Annotated in this window: 11 protein-coding genes and 1 pseudogene; 3 read left to right on the plus strand and 9 right to left on the minus strand. The window is 53.2% G+C overall.

Annotated elements, in window-relative coordinates; genetic code table 11:
• The first annotated feature begins 31 nt into the window (after positions 1 to 31).
• Both VXJ35_RS05115 and VXJ35_RS05120 read left to right on the plus strand, forming a co-directional pair.
• A complete protein-coding gene (locus VXJ35_RS05115) occupies positions 32 to 793 on the plus strand; it encodes a YdcF family protein (protein ID WP_064020736.1) in 762 nt (253 codons plus the stop codon).
• A gap of 1,012 nt (positions 794 to 1,805) precedes the next feature.
• Complete coding sequence (locus tag VXJ35_RS05120) at positions 1,806 to 2,003, plus strand: hypothetical protein (protein ID WP_064020737.1); 198 nt, start codon at positions 1,806 to 1,808, stop codon at positions 2,001 to 2,003.
• A 321-nt stretch (positions 2,004 to 2,324) separates the two neighbouring features.
• Here VXJ35_RS05120 and VXJ35_RS05125 read toward each other — a convergent pair.
• The 7 genes and pseudogenes from VXJ35_RS05125 to VXJ35_RS05155 form a co-directional block, all read right to left on the minus strand.
• A pseudogene (locus tag VXJ35_RS05125) lies at positions 2,325 to 3,304 on the minus strand (IS5 family transposase).
• A gap of 192 nt (positions 3,305 to 3,496) precedes the next feature.
• Complete coding sequence (locus VXJ35_RS05130; RefSeq protein WP_064020738.1) at positions 3,497 to 5,497, minus strand: acyltransferase family protein; 2,001 nt, start codon at positions 5,495 to 5,497, stop codon at positions 3,497 to 3,499.
• 385 nt (positions 5,498 to 5,882) lie between these two features.
• The gene (locus tag VXJ35_RS05135) at positions 5,883 to 7,109 is read right to left on the minus strand and encodes an IS256 family transposase (RefSeq protein WP_064020593.1); all 1,227 of its coding nucleotides are present in this window, start codon (positions 7,107 to 7,109) and stop codon (positions 5,883 to 5,885) included.
• Positions 7,110 to 7,328: 219 nt separating this feature from the next.
• Positions 7,329 to 7,598, minus strand: coding sequence for a transposase (locus VXJ35_RS05140; RefSeq protein WP_197495968.1), 270 nt, complete (start codon positions 7,596 to 7,598; stop codon positions 7,329 to 7,331).
• Between the two features lie 572 nt (positions 7,599 to 8,170).
• The gene (locus VXJ35_RS05145; protein WP_064020740.1) at positions 8,171 to 8,758 is read right to left on the minus strand and encodes a DUF2799 domain-containing protein; all 588 of its coding nucleotides are present in this window, start codon (positions 8,756 to 8,758) and stop codon (positions 8,171 to 8,173) included.
• Complete coding sequence (locus tag VXJ35_RS05150; protein ID WP_197495969.1) at positions 8,748 to 10,070, minus strand: MFS transporter; 1,323 nt, start codon at positions 10,068 to 10,070, stop codon at positions 8,748 to 8,750. The genes VXJ35_RS05145 and VXJ35_RS05150 overlap by 11 nt, the downstream gene beginning before the upstream one ends.
• Before the next feature lie 18 nt (positions 10,071 to 10,088).
• Complete coding sequence (locus VXJ35_RS05155; protein ID WP_064023376.1) at positions 10,089 to 10,562, minus strand: ProQ/FinO family protein; 474 nt, start codon at positions 10,560 to 10,562, stop codon at positions 10,089 to 10,091.
• Positions 10,563 to 11,043: 481 nt separating this feature from the next.
• Here VXJ35_RS05155 and VXJ35_RS05160 point away from each other — a divergent pair, with 481 nt between their 5' ends.
• Positions 11,044 to 12,363 (plus strand): hypothetical protein, encoded by a 1,320-nt coding sequence (locus tag VXJ35_RS05160; RefSeq protein WP_157198085.1) that lies wholly within the window; start codon positions 11,044 to 11,046, stop codon positions 12,361 to 12,363.
• 7 nt (positions 12,364 to 12,370) lie between these two features.
• Here VXJ35_RS05160 and VXJ35_RS05165 read toward each other — a convergent pair whose 3' ends face one another.
• Both VXJ35_RS05165 and VXJ35_RS05170 read right to left on the minus strand, forming a co-directional pair.
• On the minus strand, positions 12,371 to 12,991 hold the full coding sequence (locus VXJ35_RS05165) for an NUDIX domain-containing protein (RefSeq protein WP_064020742.1): 621 nt from the start codon (positions 12,989 to 12,991) through the stop codon (positions 12,371 to 12,373).
• The gene (locus VXJ35_RS05170) at positions 12,988 to 14,097 is read right to left on the minus strand and encodes a sorbosone dehydrogenase family protein (protein ID WP_064020743.1); all 1,110 of its coding nucleotides are present in this window, start codon (positions 14,095 to 14,097) and stop codon (positions 12,988 to 12,990) included. Before VXJ35_RS05170 ends, VXJ35_RS05165 begins: the two co-directional genes overlap by 4 nt.
• Between the last annotated feature and the right edge of the window lie 99 nt (positions 14,098 to 14,196).

Genomic DNA, 14,196 nt, shown 5'->3' on the forward strand with positions numbered 1-14,196 from the left:
GTCGGCGGCCGCTAACCCAACCGAGGTTGTGATGTCCGCAATGCTGGTTTACGCGCTACAGGCGCTGTTGCTGCCGCCGGTTTCGCTGTTGGTTTTGGCGCTGGTAGGGCTGGCGTACGGTAACCGAAAATGGGGGCGAAACATGGTGCTGACCGGTTTGATTTTGCTGTGGTTTCTGAGCCTGCCGGTGGTGGTGAATCGGCTGGGGCTGTGGTGGGAGCGCGTGCCGCCTGTGACGGCGGAGGCTGTCGCGGCATCGAAGCCCCAAGCGCTGGTCGTGATCGGCGGCGGCCTGCAATTCGACACGCCCGAATATCCCGGGCAAATCACCTTACATCCCCGAAACCTGCTGCGCCTGCGCTATGCGGCCAAACTGGCCTGGGACTTGGGCTTGCCGGTATTGGTCTCCGGCGGCGGCGCGCTGGCGCCGGATGATGTGGCCGAAGCCGACCTGATGGCGGCGATATTGGACCACGAATTCAAAACCCCGGTAGCTTGGCAGGAGCGGAACAGCCGCAATACCGCCGAAAACGCCGGCTTCAGCCGCGAGTTGTTGCGCCAATACGGCATCGACAACATCGTGCTGGTGACGCAAGCCTACCACATGCCCCGAGCGCTAATGGCCTTCCGCAACGCCGGCTTCAACGTCTTGCCGGCACCGACCGCCTTCATCGGCCGCAGCGGCGATTCCCGCTTCCTGGACTGGCTGCCGTCGCCGTCGGCCTGGGCCAACGTCTTTCTGCTGGCCCACGAGGCGGTCGGGATGGTTTGGTATGGGATTAGGTATGGGTAGGGATGTGGCCCCTTTTATTTGAACAGCAAACCCGGAATTTCAAAGTGAAATCCCTGTCGTGGTTATACCACTAGAAATAATCCAGTGTTGCGGCGCGAGCTTGGCCGACGGAGTCGTAGGCATGCACGTAAACCCGTTCGTACCTGACCGGCCGCCATAGCCGTTCGACAAAGGCATTACCCGTCAGGCGCCCCGACCGGCCATGCAGAGCAAAGTAAGCGGCATTTGGCCAAATGATGTTAACAAGAAACAACCGCTGTTTGAGGCGACTTTTTATTTTTTACGGATCGTAAATGATTGATTTTTTATGTTAAAAGTTGTTTGTTGAGGGGTTGCAGTCTTGACTCTTCACTGCGTCGACAAATGCCTTGGCGGTAAACTGGCTACCTTGTTCGGTGTTGACGATGTCCTGCTTGCCTTAGTGGTTGAAATCGTGTTCCAGCTCATCCACAGTATGGCAGGCTTCTAAAGTAACCGCGACCTTGGCGGCCAGGAGTCTGCAATTGGCCAATCGACCGCGGCGGTCAGATAGGCAAAGCCTTTCGCCAGCGGAATATATAGGTCGTTTCCAGTGCCAAGACCTGATTGGCATGATTGATGGTCATGCCACGCAGCTAGTAGGGATAGATTTCGTGGCCTGGCGTTTTCTTACTGGTATTGGACTTGCATACACCGCTTCGATACCTATCTGTGTCATTCAAGTTTTCAGATGTTTGCGGTCAACCTGGATGCCTTGCCGATTCAGTTGATCCCGTAACTGGCGAGCGCCCATACCAAAGGGGCACAAGTTAGCGGGTGCTTCAAGTATAGTTCGTCGAGTCGGTGCATGATGTCTAAATCGCGCTCCGAAGCCGGTTTTGGCCTGCAATAGACACTGCCCGCTGATGATGCCCAATAGCTTAGCTTGCTGACCATCGACAGCTTCGATTGACGGTCGATCATCGCTTTGCGCTCAGCCAATTGCGCCCTTTGGCTATCCCGCCCTCCAGCCAAAGGGCACAAGTAAAAAATCATGCTCCAACGTCAACTGGCCCATTTTGGCACGCAAGGTCTACAAATCAACCGGCGGCGTTTCGGGTTCCGCAGATTTCCCAAACACCTCGACGGCGCTTTCTGTCAACCGTTTCTTCCAATCGATGATCTGATTTTGATGAATCTCGAATTCCTGGGGCAACTGAGCAAGGGGTTTATCTCCTACCAAGGCGGCTAACACCACTTTGGCCTTGAAGGCCGTTGAATGTTTTTGGGTTAGCTCTCTTGGGTGGCATCGTGTCCGTGCATTGGGGTTTATCCAAATTTAGGTAGCTTACTTTACCCGTTTGTACCCATTACAAACCTTGGTGGCGCGGGCTTGCTGAGTTTTTCACCAGCCTGTTAGGGAAGCGCTGAACAAATCAAACCGCAAGCCGCGCCTTGCGACCCAAGCGTAATTTTTTACAAACATGCGCTGACGGATCGTTCAAATAGCCCCAATTCCTGCGTTTTTTATTCCCGTCTACCGTGTTTGGGCGCACGGTAGACGGATTTCGGCCTAGGCCGCCATCAACTGGCGGCGCAGCAGATACAAATTGGCCAAAGCCACCAGCCAGTTCACCTGGGCTGTGTTCTTCTCCAAGCCTCGGTAGCGAGTCTTGCGAAAGCCGAACTGGCACTTGATGATCCTAAAAATGTGCTCGACACGGGCGCGGACCGACGAATATTTTCGGTTGCGCTTACGCTGGCGGCTCGACAGGTTTTTGCCGGGCTTGCGCTTGTCGTTGACGCACCAGCTCAGTCCCAGATGCCGCGAGCCTTTTTTGTAGTCGTCGCTGGTGTAGCCGGCATCGGCAAAGATGACTTGATCGTCTTCGCGGAGCAGCTTGGGTAATTCCACGATGTCAGCCGTGTTGGCCGAGGTCACCGTTACACTGTGTACGGCCCCTGAATTGACGTCGGCGCCGACGTGGATTTTCATCCCGAAATACCACTGATTGCCTTTCTTGGTTTGATGCATGGCCGGATCGCGTGCTTGATCCTGATTCTTGGTCGAGCTCGGCGCGTGAACAATCGTGGCGTCGACCATCGTACCCTTGGAGACCAACAGGCCTTGGTTTTTCAGGTGGTCGTTGACCGTCGATAGCAGCACCTCCGTCAACTTGTGCTTCTCCAGCCAGTGACGGAAGTTGAGAATCGTGGTTTCGTCCGGCAGCGCTTCGGTAACGCTACCAAAACCGGCAAAACGCCGAATGCTCTCGATTTCATACAGTGCATCTTCCACTTGTGCCCTGTGGGTATTTGTCGGTCCGAGTAGCTGAACCATTGTTGCATGCAGTAGATACGGAGCATGCGATTCAATGCCATCGGTTGCCGGCCGCGGCGACCGCTCTGCGGATAATGCGGTTCGAGTTGGGCCAACAGTAATGTCCAGGGCACCACTTGCTCCATTTCCGCCAGAAATTTTTCCCGCCGGGTTTGGCGTTTTTTGCTGGCATATTCAAGTTCGGCAAAACTGGTTTGGGTGGGGGCATTCATCGGCTTGTCTCGGTACGATCAGATGGGGGATATTATCCCATCTCCTGACGAGGGATTTAATCAGCGCCTCCTTAGCAGGTTGGTGAAAAACTCTTTTTTGCAACCAATCAGACCTATATTTAGTACTACAAGATTGATTCAGCACTAAATAAAGGCTTCTTATAGCTAAATTAGTGGCCAGAATATGGTTTTTCACCAACCTGTTAGGTAATTAAATTGCGAAAATTGGGAAACTAAATATACGGAGCCGACACTAGTAAAATGTCCAGAATCCCATCCCGTTAAGGATTCTATGGTGTCGCCCAACCTTGTGATACATCCTTCGTCGTTGCACATTATATCTGTCGGCGAAATATAATTAACTTGTTGCTGAGCCGAAAACTCTTTCATTAAGGGGTCTAATTTTAAACATTTACCGTCTACGCCGAATTTCATTCTTCGCGGAATTTGATGCATTGTGTCGTTTTTAAAATATTTGTATAGCAATTTTGGCAAATCATCTGTCCAGCATGGGTCTTGCCCTATTAAGTCAATATTTTTTATTCCACTGTCCTTTAATGCTGAAATTGTTTTCTTAACTTGCGTCCAATCATAATCGTACCAAAGAGCGGACAGTACAACTCGATCCGGGTTTTCGGCTCTTATCAGCTCAATGTTCTTAGAATTTATATCTTTGCAGGATTTTCTCTTTGGAAAGTCTGTGTTAAGTATCGGAGGGCAAATAGCAGCAGTTCGTTGGATTAAATTAAAGCTATTTCCATAAATTTCTTTATATCCTGGGTACAAGTGTGCGGCATGAGAATCCCCCCATATTAATATAGTCTTCTTGTTTTTATCCCGAGTGACGCCGCAATCTTGGAATGCCGTATAATCCTGTTCAGGCTCGAGAAAGCATGTAAATTCTCTATACTCGTCATGAAAATTGTATTGGTATTGATTGAGATCCTGAACTGTTTTTGGAAATCGAAGTTCAAAACCTCCTTGATTATATGTGTAGAAGCCGATAGAGCCAACTGCACACATTGATAGAGCTAGTGCAATTGCTTTTTGTCTGCTGTATCTTCCAAATCGTATGGGTTTTTCAATTAGCGTATAGGTGAGCCAAGCGAGGCAAACAGCGGTTGCAACGGCTAGGCAGATGGTCTCGGTATTTGGATTTTCGCTTTTAATTATTCTTGCAAACGATAATAGGGGCCAATGCCATAAATAAAGTGGGTAGCTAATCAGTCCAAACCAGATTAGCACTCTATTGGAGAGAACGAAGCGATTAACTAGGGCTTCTTGCCCTGCCGCGATCAAAAGAGCTGCTCCCAGCGACGGTAACAAAGCATACCAACCTGGAAAATTGCTTTCTTTATGAATCAGTCCAAAACCAATTCCTATCAAAATAATACCCAACAAAGACGAAATATGATTTCGCGGATTACTGGAGGATGTTATTGAATATAGGGGATTGACGGAGCAGAATGAAGCTGAAGGTTGCTTATTTTTAATATTGGCTATAATGTGGCTATTATGTATTTGAACGTATGCTACGATTGAGCCTATCATCAACTCCCAAAACCTTGTTTGTGGTGAGTAAAAGGCGGCAACTTGGTCGAAATTTATTTTTATTATATTCAGCAAAAAAGATGCTAGAGTAATAATCGTCGCAATAATCCAGTAGTTAATTTTCTTTTGCCATGTAATCCATAATATAATCGGCCAGATAAGATAAAATTGCTCTTCAATCCCCAGAGACCATAAATGCAATAGTGGTTTTGTTTCGGCAGTGCTGTCGAAATAGCCGCTCTCTTGCCAAAAGGCAAAGTTAGATACGAAGCCAGCGCCAGTTGCTATATGCTTACCTAGTTGTTTGTATTCGTTTGGCAATAAAATGAGCCATCCGGCTATAAAACAGGTAGTCATCATTGCTAATAGTGCTGGAAATATGCGTTTAATCCGACGAATGTAAAAATCGAGAAAGCTAAATTTGTTTTGGTTCAATTCGCCAAAAATAATAGAAGAAATAAGATAGCCAGAGATAACAAAAAAGATATCAACTCCTATGAAGCCTCCGGTAATAAAGTTCGGAAATGCATGAAAACTTACAACGGAGATAATTGCAACGGCGCGTAATCCGTCAATATCTGGACGATATTTAGAATGGGCTTCATGTTTGTTTGTGTTGTTTTCAGGTGATTTATCGGTCATGAATGTGAGTTATTGTTATTTTTTGCTTGGTGAATTCAAAAAAAGAAACACCGCAATAATGATTTAGGAGGGGGTTGTTTCATGGTAATTATCGCTTCGCTAGGTCACAAGTAATGATAAATCGAGTTGTTGAACTTCTGATCAATATTGCATTACATGGATTATTCGGGTTATGAATGTACACAGAAAAGTCGATATTCGCAGTCAGGCACCTGACAAAACCATCTAACAGCTTGATGAAAACATGTTTTTAAAGCCAATTGAGCTCGTATTTAGTATCGCGGAAAAAATCTTTGGCACCAAATACAGTCATTTTTTCCGTGAAATTAGTGTCCAGCATATGGTTTTTTGAGGGTGTCCTGAATTTTGTGTAAACGGGATTTAATTATCGATTGGGCATCCTGTCTTCAAACTGAATGCTAAACCGATTCAAAGCAGCTTTCCAGTCATGCAACGGCATGGTCCATTTTTTACTGATATTCATCAGGGCTAAATAGAACAATTTCGACAAGGCTTCATCACTGGGAAATGAGCCGCGATTTTTGGTGATTTTCCGCAGACTCATATTCACGGACTCGATGGCATTGGTCGTGTAAATGATGCGACGTATTTCAGTTGGATAGTCGAAAAAAGGGATAATCCTATCCCAATTCCGTCTCCAAATCTGGCCAATCGGTGGGTAGGCCTCGTTCCACTGCGTCTCGAACTCAGCCAGTCGTTGCTCTGCTTCAACGACGCTGGCTGATTGGTATATTCGCTTGAGATCGCCGGCGATCTGTTTGCGCATCTTCCAACTGACATAGTTCAGACTGTTGCGGACCAAGTGAACGATGCACAGTTGGACGGCAGCCTGTGGATAGACGGTTTCAATCGCTTCGGGAAAGCCTTTCAAGCCATCGACACAGGCAATGAAGATGTCTTGCACGCCGCGATTCTTCAGGTCTGTCACGACCTGTAACCAAAACTTGGCCCCTTCGGTTTGGGCGATCCATAAGCCCAGCACTTCCTTCTCTCCTTGCAGGTTAATCCCAATGGCCAGATAAACGGCCTTGACGCGCACGGCACCGGTATCGCGCACTTTGACATGGATACAATCGAGATAAACGATGGGGTAAACCGGATCAAGCGGCCGCAATTGCCAGGCTTTGACTTCTTCTATCACGGCATCCGTCACCGAGGAGATCAAGGTGGGTGAAACTTCAGTGCCATACAGTTCTTCCAGATGGCTCTGGATTTCCCTGACCGTCAGACCTCGGGCATAGAGCGAAATGATCTTGTCGTCAAAGCCCGTCCAACGGGATTGGTGTTTGCCAATGATTTGCGGCTCAAAGTGGCCATGACGATCCCGAGGAATCTCAATCGGCAACTCGCCAAAGTCGCCTTTCAGGGTTTTCCGGCTCTTGCCATTGCGGGTGTTGCCGGTAGGATTGCCGACAGCTTCATGCTTGCCATGACCGAGATGTTCGGTCATTTCAGCTTCTAAAGCCCGCTCCACCAGGGCCTTGGTCAGTTGTTTCAGAAGACCGTTTTCACCCAACAGGTCTTCGGGTTTTTGATAGCCTGACAGCAAGCTGTCGATCAGTTCGGTTGGGATGGATTTTGGTAAGGTCATAGTTACTCCTCAAAGTAAGGGCAGTTTCCTGCCTAATGGCCGTTTACACAAAAATTCTTACACCCTCGGTTTTTTACCATCCTGTTATCGGGACCGCTATCGTTCTTTTTTGACGAAGCTTTTGTCCGAGGCCCAGGCTTCAATCAGGCTGCCATCGACGCTCAAGTGTTCGTCGGACACCAGGTTTTGCCATTCTCCTTCACGGCTCTTACGAGTCGGCTACGGCCAGTACCCGCTCAAAAATTCGCGACTCAGCGCTTCGGATAGCAGACGTTCGCGGTTGACGCTGAATATGCTGCGCTCCCACGCGGCATCGTCGACGTCCAAACCGATAAACCAGCGAAACGGCAGATTGTAGTTCAGTTGTTCCATCAACTGCCGTTCGCTACGAACGGTGTACAGCACTTGCAACAACAGGGCGCGCAGCAGTTTTTCAGGGGCAATCGATGGCCCGGTGTGCGCGTAAAGCTCGGCAAACACGGCATCCATGGACGCCAAGACGGCCATCGACTAACAATCGCAAACGACGTAACGGATGCTGTTTGGGAATGCGCTCTTCCAGGCTGACGTAGCTGAACCAGCTCTCTTGGATGGCATCGTGTCCGCGCATTGGTGATTCTCCAAATTTTGGTGGTCTATTTTAATCGTTGGCAACCATTACGACTTGGTAGGCTCAGTTGACTTCTTCCTTCTTGTTGTCGTTCCGACCTATGATAAAGGTATCCATGTCCATACACTGACCCGCCAATTTCGGCAGTTCATGCGAGGTAAATTCTTTCAGCTTGAAGCGATTTATTATCATCGCGGGTGAAAGGATAAAACACTAATTATTCATTATTTATCAAAGCGTTAAATCAGATTTGTTGCGCGGAAATACGGTCCAAGGTTTTATTATCTGTATATCTTCGCGGATCAGGAATGATCGTCTGTAATCGGTCCTAGCGAAGATATTGAATCAGTTCGGAGAATAGGCTGCAACGGGACAGCATTTACCGACAATCGAAATATTCAACCCAATTGCCAGTCGTCAACGCCAGGTTGTAAAGGTCCATCGACAGGCGTCAACGATAACCAAAAAACTCCCGGCGCAAGTCGTCGAGTTGTCGTTCGTGGAAATACAGGTCTTGGCGGCGGTGATCGTAGCGGCGGTCCAGTTCCCGCAGTTCGCTGCGCAGCTGGTCGCGTTCCTTATCGGTCAATTTGCTATCGCGCAGACGGCTTTCCTTGCCGGACAAGTCGCTTTGCAGCCGGTCCAGTTCGTTGCGGTCTTCGTAAACGGCATAGGCCGCGGCGTGGTAGCGGGCAAACTGGCCGTCTATCGCCGGCGGGCAGACGTGTCGGTATTGGCGGCCGTTCAAGCCTTCGTTAAATGCGTTGTCCAGCCGGCAGTAATCGGTCAGGCCTTGCTCGCGGCCGGCGAAATAGGCCGATTGATCGACGGCTATGCCGTACTCGCGGCAGGCTTCGGCGTGATCCGCCAAACGCTGGCCGGTTTCGCCGCCGAGCCCGTCGTGCATGCCGACGCCGAACCAGTCGCCGCGCAGGCAATCTTCCCGGCTCAAGGTGGCGCACCCCCCGGCAAGCAGGGCCAGCAACAGGCCCGCGCCGGTATAAGCAGCGCTGCGGAGCCGGAAAGAGTTAAGCGGCATCGTCGTCGCAATCCAATGCCGAGCTGCGTAGCGGTTCTTTCATCGTTACGGCAACGCACAACGCCAGCGCGGCGCAGCCGCTGACGTAATAACCGAACCATTCCGGGTGGCCCTGGCTTTTCAGCCATAAAGCCAGGTATTCGGCGCTGCCGCCGAACAAGGCCACGGTCAGCGCATACGGAAAACCGACGCCGAGGGCGCGGATGTGCACCGGAAACAGTTCGGCTTTGACGATGGCGTTGACCGACGAGTAGCCGGAGGTGATCAGCAGGGCGCAAACGTACCAGCCCAGTGCGGTTTCGACGCTGTGGGCAGCCGCCAACAGCGACAGCAACGGCGCGGTGAATAGGGTGGCGCCTAGGCCGAAGCCGATCAGCAGCGTGCGGCGGCCGATGTAGTCGGAGATCAATCCGAATACGGGTTGTAGTGCCATGAATACCAGCAAGCCCAGGCTGCAGATCAACGTGGCGTCGTCTTTGCTGAAGCCGCTGGTATTGACCAGGAATTTTTGCATGTAGACGGTAAAGGTATAGTAAGACACCGTGCCGCCGGCGGTTAGGGCAACGACGGTGAATACCGCCCTGGGGTGGCGCGCCAGTTCGCGCAGTGGCGTACGTCGGTGCGGATGCCGGCGCGATGCGGCGAAGGCGGCGGTTTCGGCCATATTGCCGCGTAGCCAGATCGCCAGCACGGCCAACGTGCCGCCGACGACGAACGGAATCCGCCAACCCCAGGCGTGCAGTTGGGCGCTGCTTAACAGGTAACGTTGCAACAGCATCAATAACCCGAGCGCCAGCAGTTGGCCGAGCACGATCGTCACGTATTGGAAGCTGGAGTAATAACCGCGGTGCTTGGCGCCGGCCATTTCGCTGAGGTAGGTAGCGGAGCTGCCGTATTCGCCGCCGATGCTGAAGCCTTGCAGCATGCGGGCAAACAGCAATAGCGCCGGGGCCCAATTGCCGATGACGGCGTAGCCCGGTGTGCAGGCGATGATCAACGAGCCCAGGCACATCAGACTCACGGATAACAGCAGCGCGCTCTTGCGGCCTCTGCGGTCGGCCAGGCTGCCGAGCAGCCATCCGCCCAGCGGCCGGAACACGAAGCCGACGGCGAATATTGCGGCGTTATTCAGCAATTGCGCGGTCTGGTCGCCCTCCGGAAAGAACAGTGGGGCAAAGTACAGGGCGAAGGCGGCATAGATGGCCCAGTCGAAATATTCGACCAGATTGCCGGCCGAGCCGCTCAGGATGTAGCGCAGGCGCTGCCGGTGCGACAGCGTGGCGGCGGACGGAGGCGTGGCGAAAGAATCCATCCCAGCGCCTCGCGAGCTTTATTCGGCGGCGGGGGCCTGCCGAACCGGCTTGGTTTCGGTTTTTTTCGGTTTTTTCTTCTGCGACCGGTATTTCAGGCGCTGCGCCTGGACGGCGTTGTCTTTGGTGACGCGGCCGGCTTCGTTACCGTTCAGGTCGACCCGAATCGCGCCTTCGACCATGCAGGCCCAATAGCGGTTGCCGGTACACCAGGTTTTGATCGCTTCCAGCAGCGCTTCCTTGGCGATGCCGAGTTGTTCCGACAATTCGACCAAGTCGTTATGGATGCCGATTTTGAGCGGCACTTTCGGGTTCGGGCTTTTCGGAAAGATAGTCGGAAAACGCTTCTGCAACTGGCCTATGGTTTGTACCACCGGATCGACGTCCGCGCTGGGCGCTTGGTGCTGCTTTTTCTTTTCTTGCTTTTTCGCTTTTTCGGCAGCGGCCTGTTGCGCCAGTTGATCCCGCAGCGATGCTAATTGTTCGAACCCCATACGCAACCCGATAATGTACTGAAAAACGCGCATTGTACAACGATGCGGGCGGCGGTGAAATTTACCGTGCGTTTTATGCGGTTATATTGGTCGGTCGTCCTGCTCCGATCGGTTGATGCTGGCGCGGCTGCTTGATTCTACTTTGCCAGATTAAGCCAATGCCGTTACGCTCACCAAGACATCAGCAAGGCCACAAGAGCGGACATCCTGCACCGTGAAGGGCAAGCATCGACCCGACCGTCGAATCCGGGTTTCGGCAGCCGTAACAGCGCGAAAGCGAATCCCTGCCGAAATGACCAGCACCTTTGATATCTGGCATGGAATTAAGGTGGTGGTTACAAGTTAATCCGCGGCGAAAACGGCCGTTGGCGTCTCGATTAATCAATTTTTACATTGGGCAAACGCCGATTTGCTTTATGTTGGGCATACTTGAGACTATGTTTTTGGCTTTTTCCGTTACCCGTGCCGGAGTTTTGCACCAATGTCTGTTTTCTCCAGATTGTTCCCGAACTATCGTCTGCTTTTGGCAATTACGCTGCTGCCGATGCTAAACGCCTGTTCTTCCCGGCCCACCTTGCCGGGGCAGGAGGAGCAATTCGAGAAGTTGCAGCAGGCGATGCAAAGCGGGGCCTACCGGCCGGCCGGCAATTTCGAGCTGGATTCGGCCCGCGACCGCTGGCTGCACGATAGGGTCGAGCTGGATGTGGAAATGCTGGCGCCGAAAGCCGCCGGCAGTTATCCGCTGGTGATTTATCTGCCCAGTATCGGCGAAGACGCAGGGGCCGGCAGGTTGTGGCGGGAAAGTTGGGCCAAGGCCGGTTATGCCGTATTCAGCGTCCAGCCGGTGGAAATCGCTCAGGCCTTGAAACAACTGGAAGCCGAACGTAAATTCGACTTGCCGGACGCGGACGAGTTGGCGACTCCCGCAGAAGCGGACGAGGACGGCGGCCCCGGACGCGAACCCGGCGGCGAGTCTTGGTTTGGCGAGAAACGTCCGCGCCAATCGCGTTCCGCGCGCAGCAGCGAACTGCACTACGTCGGCCACCAATATTTTGCGCCGGATCGTTTAAAAAGCCGGCTCGGGCATTTGTATTGGGCTTACCGGCAACTGAAACTCAGAGCCGAGATGCGGGCGCCGGTATTTGCCGCGGCCGATTTTTCCAAAGTGGTATTGGCCGGTTACGATTTGGGCGGGCAGACGGTTTCCGCGGCGGCGGGCGAGGCGTTCGCCGGCGATATGCCTGGCGGCGGCGATTGGCAACCGGTCGCCGCCATCGTGCTGAGCCCGTCGGTCGATTTGGCCGAAGGCCAAGTGCGCGGCCGATTTCAAAAGCTCACTTTGCCGATGTTAAGTATCACTGGCAGCGAAGACAACGATCCGTACGCGATCAGTTCCGCGCCGGTCAGAACTGCATTGTGGGAATACGCGCCGGCAGGCGGCAAGTACCTGTTGCTGCTGCAGGGCGGCGGGCATAAGGTGTTGGCGGGATCGGAACTCGGCGGCCGTTTCGCGGCGGCGGAGCGGCGCAACGAGGCGGCGCTGGCGGAGGGAATGCCGATGGCCGCCGGCCGCCGCCGAGGCGGCATGGGCGGACCTCAAGCCGGCGGCGAGTCCTGGTTTGGCGGCTCGCGCACGGAAGAAACCCGGCGGGACCAGGGTTACAAACACGTTGCCGCCGTTATCGGCACCACCACGGCGTTTTTGGACATGGTCGTCAAAAACGACGAGTTCGCCCATGCCTGGTTGCAGGAAAAAGCCAATCCCTGGCTCGGGCGAAGCGGGTCGTTAAAGAATCGCTAGCCGGCGCTTACGCCGGTTGCCCGTCGGCGGCCAACCAACGTTCCCGTAGCTGGTCGCGATGGATATACAGCCACTGGATGGCAATGATCGGAATGCCGGATTCGATTTCGCGGCGTTGCAGCATGGCAAACACCTCCTCGAATTTGATAGCGCTGACCCGGATGTCCTCGTCTTCCTCGTCCAAGCCGTGAATGCCACCGACCTCGCTGCTGTCCACTCGCCCGCAAAACAGCGTGATCCATTCGGAGGCGCCGCCCGGGGTCGTGAAAAATTGCTGGATTTCGATCAAATCCAGAATCTCGCAGCCGGCTTCCTCCCGCGCTTCGCGGTAGGCGACTTCTTCGGCGGTTTCGCCTTCTTCAATCGCTCCGGCCACAATTTCCAGCAGCCAGGCCCGCTGCGGCTGCAAAATCGCGCCGACCCGGAATTGTTCGATGATGACGACTTCGTCGCGGTCGGGATCGTACAGCAGCACCGCCACGCAATTGCCGCGGCGGAACAATTCCCGCGTTAGCGGTTGGCTCCAGCCGCCCTTGAACAGCGTGTGCCGCAGCGTATATTGCTCCAGTCGGAAAAAACCGTGGTAAACGGTGCGGCAGTCCAGTATTTCGAAGCGTTTTTCGCTCATTGGCCGTAGGTCACCCGGTAGATTACGCCCAGACTGTCGTCGCTGATCAGCAAGCTGCCGTCCGGCAATTGCAGAACGTCGTTGGGCCGGCCCAGCACTTCGCCTTTGGCCGTCAGCCAGCCGCTGATGAAGGGTTGTTCGTTGTAAGGCTGGCCCTCGCGGAATTTGACGATGTTGACCTGGTAGCCTTGCGCTTCGCTGCGGTTCCACGAGCCGTGTTGCGCCACGATCAGTTGCCGAAAATAGACATCGGGAAACTGCTTGCCGGTATAAAAACGCATGCCCAACGGGGCAATATGCGCTTTATAGCGCCAGACCGGCGCCGCGTATTTGTAACACTCTTTGCCGGCGCCGAATTCGGGATCGGGGATGTTGCCGGCGTGGCAGTAGGGAAAGCCGAAGTGATGGTTGGCCGGGTTCCACTCGTTCAATTCGTCCGGCGGCACATCGTCGCCCAGATAGTCGCGGCCGTTGTCGTTGAAAAATAAATGGCCGGTCCGGGTTTCCCAGTCGAAACCGACCGTATTGCGGATGCCGCGCGCCAATATTTCCAAATTGCTGCCGTCGCGGTTCATCCGCAACAAAGAACCGTAAATCGGTTGTTCCGGATCGCAGACGTTACACGGCGCGCCGACTGCGGTGTACAGTTTGTTATCGGGGCCGATACGCAAATATTTCCAGCCGTGGTGGCGGTCGGACGGGAATCGGTCGTAGACGGTCACCGGTTTCGGCGGATTGGCCAGCCGCATGCCGATTTCGTCGAAACGAATGATGCGTTGGATTTCGGCGACGTAGAGCGAGCCGTCTTTGTAAGCGACGCCGTTGGGCAAGTTGAGTTGTTCGGCGATGACGAAGCGCTGGTCGGCCGTGCCGTCGCCGTCCCTATCTTGCACGGCGTAGACGTTGCCCTGGCGGGAGCCGACATAGACCACGCCCTTGTCGCCCAACGCCATCTGTCGGGCATTGGGCAGATTGTCGGCGAAAATCCGGATATTGAATCCGGGCGGTAAGTGCAGTTGTTTCAAAACCGCCTCGTGTTCCGGGCTGGCGGCCAGCGTGGGCAAGCTCGCAATCATGAGCAATAGCAGGGACTTTATTCTTTTCATTTTTTATCTGCCTCTGAGTAAACTTTGAATGATGTTATCACTCTATAACCTTGAATTTAATCTTTCGGCGCCCCAAATCGCCACCACACCATAACAACA

Source organism: Methylomonas sp. DH-1 (assembly GCF_046097555.1).
Lineage (GTDB): Bacteria > Pseudomonadota > Gammaproteobacteria > Methylococcales > Methylomonadaceae > Methylomonas > Methylomonas koyamae.

Bases quoted from the DNA above. Each gene is read 5' to 3' on its own strand.
- VXJ35_RS05115 (WP_064020736.1), top strand. From the start codon at position 32: ATGTCCGCAATGCTGGTTTACGCGCTACAGGCGCTGTTGCTGCCGCCG.
- VXJ35_RS05120 (WP_064020737.1), top strand. From the start codon at position 1,806: ATGCTCCAACGTCAACTGGCCCATTTTGGCACGCAAGGTCTACAAATC.
- VXJ35_RS05130 (WP_064020738.1), bottom strand. From the start codon at position 5,497: ATGACCGATAAATCACCTGAAAACAACACAAACAAACATGAAGCCCAT.
- VXJ35_RS05135 (WP_064020593.1), bottom strand. From the start codon at position 7,109: ATGACCTTACCAAAATCCATCCCAACCGAACTGATCGACAGCTTGCTG.
- VXJ35_RS05140 (WP_197495968.1), bottom strand. From the start codon at position 7,598: ATGGATGCCGTGTTTGCCGAGCTTTACGCGCACACCGGGCCATCGATT.
- VXJ35_RS05145 (WP_064020740.1), bottom strand. From the start codon at position 8,758: ATGCCGCTTAACTCTTTCCGGCTCCGCAGCGCTGCTTATACCGGCGCG.
- VXJ35_RS05150 (WP_197495969.1), bottom strand. From the start codon at position 10,070: ATGGATTCTTTCGCCACGCCTCCGTCCGCCGCCACGCTGTCGCACCGG.
- VXJ35_RS05155 (WP_064023376.1), bottom strand. From the start codon at position 10,562: ATGGGGTTCGAACAATTAGCATCGCTGCGGGATCAACTGGCGCAACAG.
- VXJ35_RS05160 (WP_157198085.1), top strand. From the start codon at position 11,044: ATGTCTGTTTTCTCCAGATTGTTCCCGAACTATCGTCTGCTTTTGGCA.
- VXJ35_RS05165 (WP_064020742.1), bottom strand. From the start codon at position 12,991: ATGAGCGAAAAACGCTTCGAAATACTGGACTGCCGCACCGTTTACCAC.
- VXJ35_RS05170 (WP_064020743.1), bottom strand. From the start codon at position 14,097: ATGAAAAGAATAAAGTCCCTGCTATTGCTCATGATTGCGAGCTTGCCC.